Origin of the sequence: Hafnia alvei, assembly GCF_900095695.1 — a bacterium.
In the GTDB taxonomy this organism is placed as follows: Bacteria; Pseudomonadota; Gammaproteobacteria; order Enterobacterales; family Enterobacteriaceae; genus Hafnia; species Hafnia alvei_B.
Genome location: NZ_FMIQ01000035.1, coordinates 37894 through 53959, shown reverse-complemented (window position 1 = coordinate 53959; position 16066 = coordinate 37894). Strand labels below are relative to the sequence as shown.

At 49.7% G+C, this 16066-nt stretch carries 19 protein-coding genes; 12 read left to right on the top strand and 7 right to left on the bottom strand.

The window, feature by feature from the left end:
• Positions 1 to 148: 148 nt before the first annotated feature.
• From zapG to degS, 3 genes are all read left to right on the top strand, one after another.
• Entirely contained in the window at positions 149 to 544 is a 396-nt protein-coding gene (gene zapG / locus BN1044_RS09895; RefSeq protein ID WP_072308523.1) for a Z-ring associated protein ZapG, read from the top strand.
• 333 nt (positions 545 to 877) lie between these two features.
• Positions 878 to 2206 (top strand): Do family serine endopeptidase, encoded by a 1329-nt coding sequence (locus BN1044_RS09890; protein WP_072308544.1) that lies wholly within the window; start codon positions 878 to 880, stop codon positions 2204 to 2206.
• Positions 2207 to 2328: 122 nt separating this feature from the next.
• Entirely contained in the window at positions 2329 to 3405 is a 1077-nt protein-coding gene (gene degS, locus BN1044_RS09885; RefSeq protein ID WP_072308522.1) for an outer membrane-stress sensor serine endopeptidase DegS, read from the top strand.
• Positions 3406 to 3484: 79 nt separating this feature from the next.
• Here degS and murA read toward each other — a convergent pair whose 3' ends face one another.
• The 7 genes from murA to mlaF form a co-directional block, all read right to left on the bottom strand.
• Positions 3485 to 4744 (bottom strand): UDP-N-acetylglucosamine 1-carboxyvinyltransferase, encoded by a 1260-nt coding sequence (murA, locus tag BN1044_RS09880; protein ID WP_072308521.1) that lies wholly within the window; start codon positions 4742 to 4744, stop codon positions 3485 to 3487.
• A 66-nt stretch (positions 4745 to 4810) separates the two neighbouring features.
• Entirely contained in the window at positions 4811 to 5065 is a 255-nt protein-coding gene (ibaG, locus tag BN1044_RS09875) for a BolA family iron metabolism protein IbaG (RefSeq protein WP_008815209.1), read from the bottom strand.
• 179 nt (positions 5066 to 5244) lie between these two features.
• Positions 5245 to 5559, bottom strand: coding sequence for a lipid asymmetry maintenance protein MlaB (mlaB, locus tag BN1044_RS09870; protein ID WP_072308520.1), 315 nt, complete (start codon positions 5557 to 5559; stop codon positions 5245 to 5247).
• Positions 5559 to 6200: a phospholipid-binding protein MlaC gene (mlaC, locus tag BN1044_RS09865; RefSeq protein ID WP_072308519.1), complete on the bottom strand. Its 642-nt coding sequence runs from the start codon at positions 6198 to 6200 to the stop codon at positions 5559 to 5561. The genes mlaB and mlaC overlap by 1 nt, the downstream gene beginning before the upstream one ends.
• Before the next feature lie 17 nt (positions 6201 to 6217).
• Positions 6218 to 6757 carry an outer membrane lipid asymmetry maintenance protein MlaD gene (mlaD, locus tag BN1044_RS09860; RefSeq protein WP_072308518.1) on the bottom strand — a complete coding sequence of 180 codons (540 nt, stop codon included), beginning with the start codon at positions 6755 to 6757 and terminating at the stop codon, positions 6218 to 6220.
• A 4-nt stretch (positions 6758 to 6761) separates the two neighbouring features.
• Positions 6762 to 7544: a lipid asymmetry maintenance ABC transporter permease subunit MlaE gene (mlaE, locus tag BN1044_RS09855; protein ID WP_025801130.1), complete on the bottom strand. Its 783-nt coding sequence runs from the start codon at positions 7542 to 7544 to the stop codon at positions 6762 to 6764.
• Positions 7545 to 7548: 4 nt separating this feature from the next.
• Positions 7549 to 8379 (bottom strand): phospholipid ABC transporter ATP-binding protein MlaF, encoded by an 831-nt coding sequence (gene mlaF / locus BN1044_RS09850; protein WP_072308543.1) that lies wholly within the window; start codon positions 8377 to 8379, stop codon positions 7549 to 7551.
• Between the two features lie 578 nt (positions 8380 to 8957).
• On the opposite strand from mlaF, the gene BN1044_RS09845 reads away from it, so the two are divergent.
• The 9 genes from BN1044_RS09845 (at position 8958) to ptsN (ending at position 15965) form a co-directional block, all read left to right on the top strand.
• Positions 8958 to 9941 (top strand): calcium/sodium antiporter, encoded by a 984-nt coding sequence (locus BN1044_RS09845; protein ID WP_072308542.1) that lies wholly within the window; start codon positions 8958 to 8960, stop codon positions 9939 to 9941.
• Positions 9942 to 10016: 75 nt separating this feature from the next.
• Positions 10017 to 11003: an arabinose-5-phosphate isomerase KdsD gene (kdsD, locus tag BN1044_RS09840; protein ID WP_040047151.1), complete on the top strand. Its 987-nt coding sequence runs from the start codon at positions 10017 to 10019 to the stop codon at positions 11001 to 11003.
• A 25-nt stretch (positions 11004 to 11028) separates the two neighbouring features.
• Positions 11029 to 11595, top strand: coding sequence for a 3-deoxy-manno-octulosonate-8-phosphatase KdsC (kdsC, locus tag BN1044_RS09835; protein ID WP_072308517.1), 567 nt, complete (start codon positions 11029 to 11031; stop codon positions 11593 to 11595).
• Positions 11592 to 12170: an LPS export ABC transporter periplasmic protein LptC gene (gene lptC, locus BN1044_RS09830; RefSeq protein WP_072308516.1), complete on the top strand. Its 579-nt coding sequence runs from the start codon at positions 11592 to 11594 to the stop codon at positions 12168 to 12170. The genes kdsC and lptC overlap by 4 nt, the downstream gene beginning before the upstream one ends.
• Complete coding sequence (gene lptA / locus BN1044_RS09825; RefSeq protein ID WP_072308515.1) at positions 12139 to 12768, top strand: lipopolysaccharide ABC transporter substrate-binding protein LptA; 630 nt, start codon at positions 12139 to 12141, stop codon at positions 12766 to 12768. The genes lptC and lptA overlap by 32 nt, the downstream gene beginning before the upstream one ends.
• Positions 12769 to 12774: 6 nt before the next feature.
• Positions 12775 to 13500 (top strand): LPS export ABC transporter ATP-binding protein, encoded by a 726-nt coding sequence (gene lptB, locus BN1044_RS09820; protein WP_025801123.1) that lies wholly within the window; start codon positions 12775 to 12777, stop codon positions 13498 to 13500.
• Positions 13501 to 13631: 131 nt separating this feature from the next.
• On the top strand, positions 13632 to 15065 hold the full coding sequence (gene rpoN, locus BN1044_RS09815; RefSeq protein WP_025801122.1) for an RNA polymerase factor sigma-54: 1434 nt from the start codon (positions 13632 to 13634) through the stop codon (positions 15063 to 15065).
• 23 nt (positions 15066 to 15088) lie between these two features.
• Positions 15089 to 15376 (top strand): ribosome hibernation promoting factor, encoded by a 288-nt coding sequence (gene hpf, locus BN1044_RS09810; protein ID WP_040047149.1) that lies wholly within the window; start codon positions 15089 to 15091, stop codon positions 15374 to 15376.
• A 124-nt stretch (positions 15377 to 15500) separates the two neighbouring features.
• A complete protein-coding gene (ptsN, locus tag BN1044_RS09805; protein ID WP_025801120.1) occupies positions 15501 to 15965 on the top strand; it encodes a PTS IIA-like nitrogen regulatory protein PtsN in 465 nt (154 codons plus the stop codon).
• Positions 15966 to 16066: the final 101 nt, after the last annotated feature.

Sequence of the window (16066 nt, the reverse complement as noted above, 5' to 3'; positions counted from 1 at the left end):
GCCCGTAAACCTCTCAGCAATGCACCTTCAGGATTCCACTCAGGTAAGGTTAACGGTTATAGTGTGCTTATGTGTAGGATATGTCGTTGAATCCCTACTAAGTAAAATAGCAAACGCAAGCACATTCTATATACAGATAGGAGTCATCATGACCTGGGAGTATGCGCTTATTGGTTTAGTCGTCGGTATCGTGATTGGTGCGGTAGCGATGCGTTTCGGCAACCGAAAACTCCGCCAGCAGCAAGTGCTGCAAAGCGAGCTCGAAAAGAGTAAGAACGAGTTGGAGCAATATCGTCAAGAACTGGTGAGCCACTTTGCTCACAGCGCCGAGTTACTGGATAACATGGCGAGCGACTACCGCCAGCTGTATCAGCACATGGCGAAGAGCTCAAACAATCTGCTGCCAGATATGCCGCCGCAGGATAATCCTTTCCGTTACCGTTTGACCGAAGCGGACAACGATCAGGCTCCAGTTGAGTTCCCACCACGTGATTACTCCGATGGTGCATCTGGATTACTGCGCGCCGAGCGCCGCGACAAATAAGAGATATACCCAAAATAATTCACGGGTATAGCACAATTCGGTGGCTGTTTTTCTATAGCCTAAATAGTTCGAGTTACAGGAAGACGGCAAGTTTATGGATCCCTAGGAGCATAGTTGACTATGTGACTAGGGTGAAAAAACGCAGCTAACGCATCTGCAACTTGAGCTATGACGGATATAATAGTCACCTCTTTTAATTACTCTTCTTAATCCCCACTTTGTTATTCTGAATAATATGGAACTTAATGCGCGCTGTTCGTTCTGAGTAGCACACCGGATTAATTTGCCCAAGACACATTGACCCTTTTGAAGACCATGAGAAAACATTCCATGATGAAGAAAAAATCTTTATTGCTCAGTGCGCTTGCTTTAAGCATGGGCTTAACAATGTTATCCGCACCGTTCGCCAATGCCGCATTACCGCCCATCGTTGCTGGACAAAGCGTGCCAAGCTTAGCGCCAATGTTGGAAAAAGTGCTGCCAGCAGTGGTTAGCGTCCACGTTGAAGGCATGCAAAATGCCAAACCAACGCCGGCGGCTAAAGGCGGTGAACGTCAGTTTGAAGGCTTAGGTTCAGGCGTCATAATTGATGCAACCAAAGGCTATGTGCTAACCAATAACCACGTCATCAGCAATGCGACTACCATCAAAGTGCAGCTCAACGATGGACGCGAATACGCCGCTAAGCTGATTGGCCGTGACGAACAATCGGATATCGCACTAATTCAGCTCACCGACGCCAAAAACCTGACGGCGATAAAAATCGCAGACTCAGACAAACTACGCGTGGGTGATTTTGCCGTTGCCGTGGGTAACCCATTTGGTATTGGGCAAACAGCCACCTCAGGCATTATTTCTGCATTGGGTCGCAGCGGGTTAAATCTCGAAGGTCTGGAAAACTTTATTCAAACGGATGCTGCCATCAACCGTGGTAACTCCGGTGGCGCCCTGATTAACCTCAACGGTGAGCTGATCGGCATTAACACCGCAATCTTGGCACCTGGCGGCGGGAATATCGGTATTGGTTTTGCGATCCCAAGTAACATGGCACAAAGCCTAAGCGCTCAACTGATCAAATACGGCGAAGTTAAACGCGGCGTTCTCGGTATTCGTGGTCGAGAAATGACGGCTGACCTTGCTCAGGCCTTCAAACTCGACGCACAGCGTGGCGCCTTCGTGAACGAAGTCTTGCCGAACTCTGCCGCTGCAAAAGCCGGTATTAAAGCAGGCGACGTGATTACCGCACTCGATGGCAATCCTCTAAGCAGCTTTGCCGAGCTGCGCGCCAAAATTGGCTCAGCCGCGCCGGGTACCGTACTAAAACTCGGTTTATTGCGTAACGGTAAACCATTAATCATTCCGGTAACGCTGGAGAATAGCGGCGTCACCACCACTCAGGCAGAAAACATCAGCCCTTCACTTCAAGGTGCAACGCTGAGCGATGGCGATGTGAAAGGTACGCCGGGAATTAAAATTGATGACGTCGCCAAAGGCTCTGTTGCGGCACAAATGGGCATGCACAAAGGCGATCTGATCATTGGTCTCAACAGCGAGCGTATTCGTGATATCGCCTCTTTGCGTAAGGCGCTGGCGGCAAACCCACCGGTCATTGCGTTGCACTTATTACGCAACGGTGAAAGCCTGTACCTACTGATTCGCTAAATGCGACTTCACTAAAAGAGTCATTTAAACAAAAACTGCACAAAAATCGGGCATAGGCGTGTGCCGTGCCCGATTTTCTCTGTTATTCTTCGCCTATCTTTTCTTACCCTTTCAGAAACTTCATGTTTACTAAGATATTACGCTCAGTTTTTCTGGGGCTTGTGGTAGCCATCATTTTGCTGATTGCGGTGCCATCACTGCGTCCGGTCGGGCTTTTTTCGCTATTTAAAGCGGCCTCATTCGAAGAAGCACCTATTAGCTACAATTCTGCGGTGAAACGAGCTGCACCCGCCGTCGTTAACGTTTACAACGGCAGCATGAATAATAGCGGTCAGGGCAGCAATGGCTTAGCAATCAAAACTCTAGGCTCTGGCGTTATTATGGATAGCCGAGGCTATATACTCACCAATAAACATGTTGTTAGCGGCGCAGACCAAATCGTGGTCGCTCTGCAAGACGGTCGCGTTTTTGAAGCTATGCTCGCCGGTTCAGATACGCTCACCGATTTGGCCGTGCTGAAAATTCAGGCGACTAATCTGCCGGTTATCACCATCAACCCGAAACGCGTTCCTCACATTGGCGACGTGGTACTGGCTATCGGCAACCCCTATAACATTGGGCAAACCACAACCCAAGGAATTATCAGCGCAACCGGCCGTGTGGGGCTAAGCACCTATGGGCATCAGAACTTCTTGCAAACCGACGCCTCAATCAACCACGGTAACTCAGGCGGTGCATTAGTTAACACGCTGGGTGAGTTGGTGGGAATCAATACCCTATCGCTTGATAAAAGCAACGACGGTGAAACGCCCGAAGGTATTGGTTTTGCCATTCCAACCGCCCTTTCTACCAAGATCATGGCCAAGCTGATTCGCGATGGACGCGTTATTCGCGGCTTTATCGGCGTGAGCGGGCGAGAAATTGCACCTGCACGCAATCAGCCGCAGGCCAATGCCATGGAGCGTATTCAAGGTATTATCGTGCGTGACGTGGCCGCTAATGGCCCTGCGGCTAACGCAGGGATTCAGCCGGGCGACATCGTTCTCAACGTCGATGGTAAACCGGCGGTCAGCGCGGCAGAAACGATGGATCAGGTGGCTGAAATTCGCCCTGGAACGGTAGTACCAGTGATTATCATGCGTAACGGTGAACGCATGACGCTAAGCGTGACCATCGAAGAGTTTCCGAACGTCGATTGATAACCTTCGCAGCAACGAAAAAATGCCATAAAAAAACGCCATCGGAAGATGGCGTTTTTGCTTTCAAACGTAGGCTAAATTACTCGCCTTTTACGCGCTCGATGTTCGCGCCCAAAGCGCTTAACTTGTTCTCGATGCGGTCATAGCCACGGTCGATGTGGTAAATACGATCGACGATAGTGGTACCTTCCGCAACGCAGCCAGCAATAACCAAACTTGCTGACGCACGCAGGTCAGTGGCCATTACCTGCGCACCAGACAGTCTCTCAACGCCGTAGCAAATCGCAGTATTACCTTCGATTTCAGCATGAGCGCCCATACGGATAAGCTCAGGGATGTGCATGAAACGGTTTTCGAAGATAGTTTCAGTAATAACACCGGTACCTTCAGCCACCAGATTCAGCAAGCTGAACTGAGCCTGCATATCGGTTGGGAAACCGGGATGCGGAGCAGTACGAACGGTAACGGCTTTTGGACGCTCGCCGTGCATATCCAAAGAGATCCAGTCTTCACCGGTTTCAATATCTGCACCCGCTTCACGCAGTTTCGCCAAAACAGCATCCAGCGTATCAGGACGGGTATTACGGCAGATAATTTTACCGCGTGTAACCGCAGCGGCAATCAGGAAAGTACCGGTTTCGATACGGTCTGGCAGCACGCGGTAAACACCGCCGCCCAAGCGCGCAACACCTTCAATGGTGATACGGTCTGAACCGGCGCCTGAGATTTTTGCCCCTAACGTGTTCAGGAAGTTCGCGGTATCTACGATTTCCGGCTCACGCGCGGCGTTTTCAATAATCGTTGTGCCTTCAGCCAGCGTAGCAGCGCTCATAATAGTCACGGTGGCACCAACGCTCACCTTATCCATAACGATATGCGCGCCTTTCAAGCGACCATCAACGGAAGCTTTCACATAGCCTTCTTCCAGCTTGATCTCTGCACCCAGCTGTTCTAAACCGGTGATGTGCAAATCGACGGGACGAGCGCCAATCGCGCAACCACCCGGCAAAGAAACTTGACCATAGCCAAAGCGAGCAACCAGCGGGCCCAGCGCCCAAATAGAGGCACGCATGGTTTTCACCAGATCGTAAGGAGCACACAGTTCATTCACGTTACTCGCATCGACGTGAACAGAACCGTTACGCTCAACGCGCACGCCCAACTGGCTTAACAGTTTCATCGTGGTGTCGATGTCTTTCAACTTCGGCACGTTTTGAATTTCTACAGGCTCTTCCGCCAGCAGCGCGGCGAAAAGAATTGGCAGGGCTGCATTTTTTGCACCAGAAATGGTGACCTCGCCGCTTAGGCGAGTGGGCCCCTGCACACGAAATTTATCCATTATTACCGATCTCAGTTAAATATTTGAAACAACCATCACCGCGAACGGTAATAGCGAGTATTGGGATCACAACGCGTTAAGCTTGCGATCGCGCTGCCATTCTTCAGGGGTGAAAGCCTTGATCGACAGTGCGTGAATTCTGTTATCTGCAATGTATTCCATCAGAGGTGCATACACCGTCTGTTGTTTTTTAACACGGCTCATACCAGCAAACTGTTCGCCGACAACAATCACCTGAAAGTGGCTGCCGTCACCGGTTACATGGGCTTCCTGCAGGGATAATGCGTTCATCAACACATCTTTAATTTCGTTGTTGTCCATGGGCGCTCAATCATTGAATAAAGAAAAAATATGAACATCGTTTTGGCATAAACGATCTTTTAAGCCAAAAGGACTAAGCCGCCCATATTAGAGGAAATATGCTCTATCTTAAACAAAGAAAAGCCCCCGATAGCATCGTTATCGAGGGCTTTAGAAATAATCCTAATTATTGCACTGGGTTAGGAGGCTAACTCAGCACCATCGATGATCAGGACCTCATTGAGATTGTAGAGCGCAATCAACGTACGTAGACGCTCGCTCACACCGGTAATCACAATCTGAGAAGCGCTGGTCGCAGGTGTATTCTGCACGTGAACCAGCATAGCAAGGCCTGCTGAATCAACACGCACCAACTCGCTTAAATCCAGACGTTTCTTACCTTCAAGCAACGTGTGGCGATCGTCCCAAAAGCTCATCAGTGAATCTCGATCGAGAATACCAATCAGCTTGAGGGTATCTTCTTCGCTACGCCATTGCAGGACATTCGGCGTCATTATTTTTGGTCCAGCGTAATCGGCTGTTGAGCAGACGAGATCAGCTGTTTGGTTAAGCCGTCAACGCCGTTCTGGCGCAGGATCGATGCCCACTCATTTTGTTTAGTGGTGATCATGCTGACACCTTCTGCGATCATGTCGAATGCCTGCCAGTTACCCGTTTGGCTGTTTTTACGCCATTGGAAATCCAGACGAACCGGAGGACGCCCCTGCGGATCAATGATAGTAACGCGAATCGGCACGATGGTCGCATCGCCCAAAGCACGCTCTGGAGCAACGTTGTAGGTTTGGCCATGATACATCGCCAGAGCCTGCCCATAAGCCTGTTCTAAGTATGCCTGAAACGCCTTGAAATACGCGTCACGCTGTGCAGGCGTCGCACCACGATAATACTGACCCAGCACCAGCGCGCCTGCGTATTTGACCTGCACATACGGCATCAGCTCTTCATGTACGATGGTGCGCAGATAGTTAGGGTCCTGCTTGATTTTAGGTTGTTCGTTTTTAAGACGATCGAACGTTTGCTTAGCTGCGGCATCCATCAGCTTGTAAGGGTTTGTCTGATCGACGGCAGCATTTGCCAGTGTTGGAACCAGTGGGGCTACCGCCAGCAGTGCCACCATTAACATACGTTTAAACATGAATAAATCCCCTTAAATTAATGTGCTGCCGGAGCTTCAGTTGGCGCAGCTGCGTCATCCGAAGCGCTGTCTTTCTTATTGGCGTCATCATTGCCGCTCTTATATAAGAACTGGCCAATCAAATCTTCCAATACCATTGCCGACTTGGTGTCTTGAATGGTGCCGCCATCTTTAAGGATAGACGTTCCCATTTCAGGATCTTCAAAGCCCACGTTTAATGCCAAGAATTGCTCACCCAACAGTCCTGACGTGCGAATAGCCAATGAGCTGGTATCTGGGATCTGGTTATATTGCTCGTCGATATCCATCGCTACGCGAGGCAGGTACGTTTTAGGATCTAAGGTAATATCCGCAACGCGTCCAATCACGACGCCGCCGATTTTGATTGGCGAACGTGCTTTCAAGCCACCGATGTTATCGAATGTCGCATAGATACGATAGGTTGGCTCATTGCCCAGCGATTTAACGTTTGCCACCTGCAAGCACAGGAATACCACCGCACACAGCGCAATAAGCATGAATACGCCAACCCAAATTTCACTTTTTTTCGTTTGCATTGCATCAGTTCCCAAACATCAGTGCTGTCAGCACAAAATCTAATCCCAAGACCGCCAGTGACGAATGCACGACGGTGCGCGTGGTCGCGCGACTAATCCCTTCAGAGGTGGGTATCGCATCATATCCGTTGAACAAAGCAATCCACATAATAGTAATGGCAAACACCACACTCTTAATCATGCAGTTGACTAAATCCGTATGGAAATCGACCGAGCCCTGCATCGCGGACCAGAAGAAACCGCTATCAATGCTTTTCCAATCGACGCCCACTACAGAACCGCCCCAGATACCAACGGCCACAAAAATCGCCGTCAACAAAGGCATGCTGATAAGGCCAGCCCAAAAGCGTGGTGCAACGATACGCCGCAGCGGATCGACGGCCATCATCTCCATGCTGGAGATCTGCTCTGTGGCTTTCATCAAACCAATTTCAGCCGTCACCGCAGAACCGGCACGACCCGCAAACAGCAACGCGGTGACTACCGGCCCAAGTTCACGCAGCAGCGACAGCGCCACCATCATGCCCAGACTCGCCTCAGCGCTGTAGGTGGTTAAGATGAGATAGCCCTGCAAACCGAGCACCATGCCGATAAACAAACCAGAAACCACAATGATCAGCAGAGACTGCACACCAACGCTGTACAGCTGCTTACGTAGCAGCGGCCATTGCTTGGCAAATTCTGGTTTACCTATTAAGGCATTAAACATCATCAAGCCTGCGCGCCCAAATGAAGCACAGACGTTGATTCCTCGGCGTCCAAACGACGCCAACGCATTTAACAGCATGAGATCACTTACTCCCTGATCCTAATGGGGCTAATCCAAGCAGCGCAGAGCGATAATCGCCAGCCGGATAGCGGAATGGCACGGGTCCATCCGCGATGCCGTCAAGGAACTGTCGGACTCGCGGGTCGCTATTGCCGCTGAGCTCCGCTGAACCACCTTGAGCCACAACGCGCTGATCCGCCACAATATAAGCGTAATCCGCAATACTCAGTACTTCAGGCACGTCGTGCGACACCACCACGCAGGTAATACCCAGCGAGTGATTTAGCTCATCAATCAATTTGACCAACACACCCATTGTTATTGGATCTTGCCCAACAAAAGGCTCATCAAACAAAATCATTTCAGGATCGAGCGCAATAGCACGTGCTAGCGCGGCGCGGCGCGCCATCCCCCCCGACAGCTCTGACGGCATCAAACTGCCGGCACCACGCAGCCCTACCGCCTCTAATTTCATCAATACCGTCGTGCGGATTAACGATTCTGGCAGTTGGGTATGTTCACGCAGCGGAAACGCCACATTATCGAATACGGTCAGATCGGTAAACAGCGCGCCAGATTGAAATAGCATGCTCATTTTTTTGCGAGCTTCAAACAGCTTATGGCGCGAAAGCGATGGGATATCTTGCCCATCAAACCAGATTTCACCTTTATCTGGGCGGATCTGTCCGCCAATCAAACGCAGTAGCGTTGTTTTACCGATCCCCGAAGGCCCCATAATGGCGGTAATTTTTCCTTTCGGGACGGTCATCGTAATATCGGTAAAAATTTGCCGGTTACCACGGCTAAAACTCATGCCGTTGATTTCCACCAAATTTGTTGCCTGTTGATTCATGAGCAAGATTCTCTTAGTCATCTTTATGGCACTGATTTTATGGCGATTTTCGCCTTCATCCATGAAGCTGCATTAGGTTTCACAGCACACGCGTTCCAAACGGTATTCCAAAGATCGGGATTCTCTCACGTTCTGCCCCAATACCGCGCCAATACTTTGGCTATATTTATAACAATTTTGCGAGTACGACGCTAAAACCAGACTTATCCGGCTCATTCTGGCAAATAATTCTCATGTTTTTCTGGCTAAAGGTGCCATGGGTTTTACTTTTCCCTCTCCGACAGTCAGAATTGTTAAGATTCACGATAGTTATGGCTTAGCGCTGCCTCGGTAGCTCATTTTCAAGAATTTCCGCCTCATTTGATAAGCCAGATCTTCGGAAATAGGTTTTTCGCTTAACGTTTTTTACTATACCCAAAATCATTGGAGTTGCATCAAGGCGGCAAGAGAGAGGATCCCGATAGGCTTACTTGTGTAAGTGATTCGGGTAAACGAATGCGGCCAACACACAGGCAACTTCAAGTATGACGGGTACAGAACCTGTAAAACGCTGGATTATACCCAACAAAGGACTCTGCATGCTGCTCGCCACCCTATTGTTGATCGTTGGTTTAATACTTTTAGTTTATGGCGCAGACCGCTTAGTTTACGGTGCCGCAGCTATAGCACGCTCATTCGGTGTCCCGCCGATGATTATTGGGATGACAATCGTGGGGATAGGTACCTCCCTGCCCGAACTGACAGTTTCCCTTACCGCGGTAATGAATAATCAAATAAACACCGCGGTTGGCACAGTCATTGGTTCAAACATCGCGAATATCTTACTTATTTTAGGCAGTGCCGCGATATTACGCCCACTTTCAGTTCGGTCTGATATTCTCAGGCGCGAACTGCCGTTAATGTTAGGCGTAACTATCCTGTGCGGTTTTGTTCTTTATGATAATCAGCTAACACGCGTAGACGGCGTCATTTTGATTCTCGCCTTTGCGGCTTTTATGTGGCTGATGTTAAAAATGGCACGGCTGGCAATGCGCGACGGCAACGATCCGCTCACCGACGAGCAAATGGCAGAGCTTCCCAAGGATACCAGCAATACTGTGGCTTTATTATGGATTGCCTTGGGACTGATTATTTTGCCTCTGTCAGCCAAGATAATCGTTGATAACTCAACGGTCATTGCCCGTTATTTCGGCGTGAGTGAATTAGTCATTGGCCTGACCATTATCGCCATTGGCACTAGCCTGCCAGAGCTCGCAACGTCCATCGCGGGAGCGATAAAAGGCGAGCACGATATCGTATTGGGTAATATTATTGGCTCCAATATTTTCAATATTTTGATTGTACTTGGTGTTCCAGCCCTCATATCACAGGGGGATATCCAATTCGATCCCAGCGCCTTTAGCCGCGACTACTGGGTCATGCTTGGCGTGAGCGTGATGCTTACTGCTTTGTGTATCAGACGAAAGCACAAAATTGGACGAACAGCCGGAGCGCTGCTGCTCTGCGGATTTGTAGCCTACGTCGTGCTGCTGTTCATGCATCAGCCGATGGGTATGTATTAAATAAGTACGAGACGGTGAGTACCGATTTATTTCACGTACCACCGATTAAACCGCTGAATCGAGTGAGAAAAAAACATGTCACATTTGGATTTACAGCCGGGATTTGATTTCCAGCATGTGGGAAAGCAGGTTCTTCAGACTGAACGCGAAGGACTGGCACAGCTAGATCAATATATTAATCAGGACTTCACCCACGCCTGCGAGGCTATTCTTTCCTGCATGGGAAAAGTTGTCGTGATGGGCATGGGCAAATCCGGTCATATTGGCCGCAAAATTGCCGCCACGCTCGCCAGCACAGGAACCCCGGCGTTCTTTGTGCATCCCGGCGAAGCTAGCCACGGCGATCTTGGCATGGTCACCTCACACGATATCGTGCTGGCGATCTCTAACTCTGGCGAATCTCACGAGATCCAAGCACTGATTCCGGTTCTAAAACGCCAAAAAGTTAAGCTGATCTGCATGACAAATAACCCTGAAAGTTCAATGGGTAAAGCGTCAGACATCCATCTGTGTGTTAAAGTCCCGCAGGAAGCCTGTCCGTTAGGGCTAGCGCCAACCACCAGCACGACCGCAACGTTGGTGATGGGCGACGCGCTCGCCGTTGCCCTGCTACAAGCGCGCGGTTTCACCGCTGAGGATTTTGCCCTTTCGCACCCTGGCGGCGCGCTGGGTCGTAAATTGTTGCTGCGCGTCAGCGACATCATGCACACCGGAAGCGAATTACCGCACGTCAGCCGTGATGCTTCACTGCGCGATGCCCTGCTGGAGATCACGCGCAAAAACCTTGGGTTAACCGTTATCTGTGATGATTTGATGAAAATCGAAGGCATTTTCACCGATGGTGACCTACGCCGGATTTTTGATTTGGGTGTTGATTTAAACAATGCGAAAATTGCCGACGTGATGACATCTGGCGGAATTCGTATTCGTCCAAACGCCTTAGCGGTCGATGCATTAAACCTGATGCAAGCTCGTCATATCACGTCGTTGTTGGTTGCTGATGGCGATCAACTGATCGGCGTCGTTCATATGCATGATATGCTGCGCGCTGGCGTGGTTTAAGATTTAACGTTTAGGTGAAAAATTAATGAGTGAACAAGGTATGAATATCGCTACCTGTTACGGCCCGGTTGCCCGTAAAATCATGGACAGTGCAGCAGATATTCGTCTCGTCATCTGCGACGTAGACGGCGTGCTATCTGATGGTCTGATTTACATGGGCAACAATGGCGAAGAGCTAAAAGCGTTTAACGTTCGCGATGGCTATGGTATCCGCTGTCTCATTACCGAAGGCATTCATGTGGCGATCATTACCGGTCGTCAATCCAAATTAGTCGCCGACCGCGCGGCTACGTTGGGAATTGAACACCTATATCAGGGGCAATCTGATAAACTGATTGCCTTTGAAAAAATTCTCTCCGATCTGAATTTGCAGCCTCATCAGGTTGCATACATTGGCGATGATTTGATCGACTGGCCAGTCATGGCCAAAGTAGGACTTTCTGTTGCCGTAGCAGACGCGCACCCTATTTTATTGCAGCGCGCTCAATATGTTACCCGTATTGCAGGCGGGCGCGGTGCAGTTCGTGAGTTATGCGACCTTATCCTCCAGTCACAGAACAAGCTGGATGAGGCCAAAGGACTATCAATATGAGTAAAACCAAACGCTGGGTCATCCTGCTATTAACGGTTATTGCATTGGCACTAATTGGATGGAATCTCACCGAAAATGATTCCGATACCGTGCTAACCCCCGTGAATAATCAGGAACCGACCTACCGCAGCCAGCATACTCTGACCGTGGTTTATGACCCGACAGGTAAACTAAGCTATAAGCTGGTAGCAGAAGATGTTCAGCATTTCACCGAGGATAAAACCAGTTGGTTTAACCACCCGGTGCTGACGACTTACGATCAGGACGTTCAACCGACTTGGTCTATTCGCGCTGACAAAGCAAAACTTACCGATGACCGTATGCTTTATTTATACGGTAACGTTGAAGTAAACAGTTTGACGACGACCTCGCAATTGGAAAGGATTACCACCGATAATGCGCAGGTAAATCTAGTGACTCAGGACGTCAGCTCTGATGATGAAGTCACTCTTTATGGGTCAAACTTCACCTCCCATGGTCTGAAGATGCGCGGGAACATGCGGGAAAAATCCGCAAGGCTGATTGACAAGGTAAAAACCTATTATGAAATTCAAAACAAACAACAAAATCCTTAGCCTTATCATTGCCGGTTCATTGATCGCAGCCAGCGCACCTGTGCTGGCACTGACCGGAGATACAGAGCAACCGATCCATATTGATTCGGCTCAGCAGTCTTTGGACATGCAAGGCAACACCGTGACCTTTACCGGTGATGTGGTCGTGACTCAGGGCACCATCAAAATCAACGCCGATAAAGTTGTGGTGATCCGTCCTAACGGTGCTCAAGGAAAAGAAGTTGTTGAAGGTTACGGTAATCCCGTCACTTTCTACCAGATGCAAGACAACGGCAAACCGGTGAGTGGTCATGGACAGAAACTGCGTTATGAACTGGATAAAGACTTTGTCATTCTGACCGGCGATGCCTTCCTGAAACAGGTTGATAGCAGCATTAAAGGCGACAAAATCACCTATCTGGTTAAACAACAGCAGATGGAAGCCTTTAGCGATAAAGGCAAGCGCGTAACCACGGTGCTGATCCCATCCCAGTTGCAGGATAAAGGCGGCAAAGCAGCTCCGGCGGCAGCTCCAGCCAAATCGAAACCGCAGAGCAAACCTGCAACGCCGCAGGGTAAATCTCCGTTTAGTCAGTCCTCACAGACCAAGAGTAACTAATTCGTTATGGCAACTTTAATCGCTGAAAATCTGGCCAAGGCCTACAAAGGCCGCCGCGTCGTTGAAAATGTTAGCCTCACCGTTAACTCAGGCGAAATCGTAGGGCTGTTAGGGCCGAATGGTGCGGGTAAAACCACCACCTTTTATATGGTTGTTGGTATCGTGCCTCGTGATGCGGGCCGCATCGAGATTGACGATGAAGACATCAGCCTACTGCCGCTGCACGCACGTGCTCGCCGTGGGATCGGCTATCTGCCGCAAGAAGCCTCTATCTTTCGCCGCCTGAGTGTGTATAACAACCTTATGGCCGTGTTAGAGATTCGCGAAGATCTAACCAAAGAGCAGCGTGCCGATCGTGCCGATGAGCTTATGGAAGAGTTCCACATCGCTCATCTGCGTGACAACCTCGGACAATCGCTGTCCGGTGGTGAACGCCGCCGCGTTGAAATTGCACGCGCTCTAGCCGCAAATCCTAAGTTTATCCTGTTAGATGAACCTTTTGCGGGCGTTGACCCAATCTCTGTTATTGATATTAAAAAAATTATCGAACACCTGCGCGACCGCGGTTTGGGCGTATTGATTACCGACCATAACGTGCGTGAAACGCTAGACGTTTGTGAACGTGCTTATATCGTGAACCAGGGCAACCTGATTGCTCATGGTACGCCATCTGAAATCTTGGCCGATGAGCAGGTTAAACGCGTCTATCTGGGTGAAGAATTCCGTCTGTAACGGCGGCTATCTTGCGTCATATTTACTCTGCGCCATCGTGCAGGGTATACCGCACGGTGGTCTTCATGCGGCCGGACTCTTTTTAGTTTAGCAGGCACTCTGCTTACACCAATGGAAATGAGCTCGCGATTATGAAGCAAGGTTTGCAACTCAGGCTAAGTCAGCAGCTAGCGATGACTCCACAGCTGCAGCAGGCGATTCGCCTGTTGCAATTATCAACGCTAGAGCTTCAGCAAGAGATTCAACAAGCATTAGAAAGCAACCCGCTGCTTGAACAAGATGACACTCACGATGAAATCGAAACTTCAACGGAAGAAGTCAACGAAGAGCTGGACACACGCGAACAGCTAGAGCAGCCGGATATGCCGGAAGAACTTCCTCTCGATGCCACATGGGACGAAATTTATACGGCTGGCACCCCATCAGGAACAGGAACGGACTACAGCGACGACGAGCTACCGATCTATCAGGGGGAAACTACCCAGACCCTGCAAGATTATCTAATGTGGCAAGTTGAACTCACACCGTTTAGCGATACCGATCTGGCTATTGCCACCGCCATCGTCGATGCCGTGGATGATACGGGCTACCTCACCTCTTCTCTCGACGATATTTTAGAGAGCATGGGCGATGAGCACGTCATGATGGATGAAGTCGAAGCGGTACTTAAACGCGTACAGCGTTTCGACCCCGTTGGCGTTGCCGCTCGCGATCTGCGTGATTGCCTACTCGTTCAGCTCTCCCAGTTCACCGATGGAACACCTTTCCTTATCGAAGCACGCCTCATTGTTGATAAGCATTTAGATCTCTTAGCGAATCACGATTTCCGTAATCTGATGCGTTCGACTAAGCTAAAAGAAGATGTCCTCAAAGCGGCGATGCAGCTGATCCAAACGCTCGATCCGCGCCCAGGGCTTTCTATCAATACCGGCGAATCCGACTACGTGATCCCAGATGTTTTGGTGCACAAACATCAGGGCCGTTGGGCCGTTGAATTAAATCAGGACAGCGTTCCACGTCTCAAAATTAATCAGCATTACGTCTCGCTCGGCGCACAAACCCGAAGCGATAGCGATACCCAGTTCATCCGCAGCAATCTGCAAGAAGCGAAGTGGCTGATTAAAAGTCTGGAAAGCCGTAATGAGACCTTGCTGAAAGTGTCACGCTGTATCGTAGAACAGCAGCAGGCATTTTTTGATAATGGCGCTGAGTTCATGAAGCCGATGGTGCTGGCTGATATTGCCCAGCAGGTCGAAATGCATGAATCCACCATCTCGCGCGTAACAACGCAGAAGTTTCTGCACAGCCCGCGAGGCATATTTGAACTGAAATATTTCTTCTCAAGTCACGTCAGCACCGAAGATGGCGGCGAAGCTTCCTCAACGGCGATCCGTGCACTCGTGAAGAAACTCGTTGCGGCGGAGAACCCTGCCAAACCGTTGAGCGACAGCAAGCTAGCGACCTTGCTTGCCGATCAGGGTATTATGGTTGCCAGACGTACCGTTGCTAAATACCGAGAGTCTTTGTCCATCCCACCGTCAAACCAACGCAAACAATTGGTTTGACCATAACAGAGAAGGAAGACACTATGCAGCTCAACATTACCGGACACCATGTCGAAATTACCGAAGCTTTGCGCGAATTCGTCACCACAAAATTTGGCAAGCTCGAGCAATATTTTGACCGAATAAATCAGGTTTATGTCGTACTGAGCGTGGAGAAAATCCAACACATTGCGGAAGCAACGGTACATATTAACGGCGGTGAGCTGCATGCTACCTCGGAGCAGCTAGATATGTATGCTGCTATTGATACTCTGGTTGATAAACTGGCGCGCCAGCTCAATAAACATAAAGACAAATTGAAACAACACTAGCGTTTAAATAGTTTAAACGCCTGCTGACTTCATCGGCCTGTTTCTTCCATGAAACGGGCCGATAAGCCATCATGGGGAGCATGAAAAATCAGCCCTTTGGTCTGATTTAAATGAAGAAGATGAGATGAGTAACGATTTAACTATGCCATTAACCTCCGTACTGAGTCCGGAGTGCACACGCAATGCAGTTCACTGTTCCAGCAAGAAGCGCGCACTGGAAATTATCAGCGAACTGGCGGCAGCACAGCTGAACCTGCCACCACAGATCGTCTTTGATGCGATCTTAACGCGTGAGCGTATGGGGAGCACCGGCATTGGCAACGGCATTGCGATTCCTCACGGCAAGCTTGAGGAAGACACCCTGCGAGCCATTGCGGTTTTCATTCATCTAGAACAGCCGATAAGCTTTGATGCTATCGATAATCAACCCGTTGACCTGCTGTTTGCCTTGCTGGTCCCTGCAGACCAATGCAAAACCCACTTACAAACACTCGCTATCATGGCGCAGAAATTGGCCGATAAAGGCGTCTGCCGCCAACTACGCAGCGCGCAAAGCGATGATGAGCTGTACAAAATCATTACAGAATAATGCGTTAGCACGCTGTCAAAACAGTGGCAGGATGTGCTGCGTCACGTTACATTGGGTATAACAATTTGTGATAGACCTCCTTTGGGAGGTCAAATTTCCAC

Excerpts from the sequence above, each read along its gene's own strand:
- zapG (WP_072308523.1), top strand. The coding sequence starts at position 149 with ATGACCTGGGAGTATGCGCTTATTGGTTTAGTCGTCGGTATCGTGATT.
- BN1044_RS09890 (WP_072308544.1), top strand. The coding sequence starts at position 878 with ATGAAGAAAAAATCTTTATTGCTCAGTGCGCTTGCTTTAAGCATGGGC.
- degS (WP_072308522.1), top strand. The coding sequence starts at position 2,329 with ATGTTTACTAAGATATTACGCTCAGTTTTTCTGGGGCTTGTGGTAGCC.
- murA (WP_072308521.1), bottom strand. The coding sequence starts at position 4,744 with ATGGATAAATTTCGTGTGCAGGGGCCCACTCGCCTAAGCGGCGAGGTC.
- ibaG (WP_008815209.1), bottom strand. The coding sequence starts at position 5,065 with ATGGACAACAACGAAATTAAAGATGTGTTGATGAACGCATTATCCCTG.
- mlaB (WP_072308520.1), bottom strand. The coding sequence starts at position 5,559 with ATGACGCCGAATGTCCTGCAATGGCGTAGCGAAGAAGATACCCTCAAG.
- mlaC (WP_072308519.1), bottom strand. The coding sequence starts at position 6,200 with ATGTTTAAACGTATGTTAATGGTGGCACTGCTGGCGGTAGCCCCACTG.
- mlaD (WP_072308518.1), bottom strand. The coding sequence starts at position 6,757 with ATGCAAACGAAAAAAAGTGAAATTTGGGTTGGCGTATTCATGCTTATT.
- mlaE (WP_025801130.1), bottom strand. The coding sequence starts at position 7,544 with ATGCTGTTAAATGCGTTGGCGTCGTTTGGACGCCGAGGAATCAACGTC.
- mlaF (WP_072308543.1), bottom strand. The coding sequence starts at position 8,379 with ATGAATCAACAGGCAACAAATTTGGTGGAAATCAACGGCATGAGTTTT.
- BN1044_RS09845 (WP_072308542.1), top strand. The coding sequence starts at position 8,958 with ATGCTGCTCGCCACCCTATTGTTGATCGTTGGTTTAATACTTTTAGTT.
- kdsD (WP_040047151.1), top strand. The coding sequence starts at position 10,017 with ATGTCACATTTGGATTTACAGCCGGGATTTGATTTCCAGCATGTGGGA.
- kdsC (WP_072308517.1), top strand. The coding sequence starts at position 11,029 with ATGAGTGAACAAGGTATGAATATCGCTACCTGTTACGGCCCGGTTGCC.
- lptC (WP_072308516.1), top strand. The coding sequence starts at position 11,592 with ATGAGTAAAACCAAACGCTGGGTCATCCTGCTATTAACGGTTATTGCA.
- lptA (WP_072308515.1), top strand. The coding sequence starts at position 12,139 with ATGAAATTCAAAACAAACAACAAAATCCTTAGCCTTATCATTGCCGGT.
- lptB (WP_025801123.1), top strand. The coding sequence starts at position 12,775 with ATGGCAACTTTAATCGCTGAAAATCTGGCCAAGGCCTACAAAGGCCGC.
- rpoN (WP_025801122.1), top strand. The coding sequence starts at position 13,632 with ATGAAGCAAGGTTTGCAACTCAGGCTAAGTCAGCAGCTAGCGATGACT.
- hpf (WP_040047149.1), top strand. The coding sequence starts at position 15,089 with ATGCAGCTCAACATTACCGGACACCATGTCGAAATTACCGAAGCTTTG.
- ptsN (WP_025801120.1), top strand. The coding sequence starts at position 15,501 with ATGAGTAACGATTTAACTATGCCATTAACCTCCGTACTGAGTCCGGAG.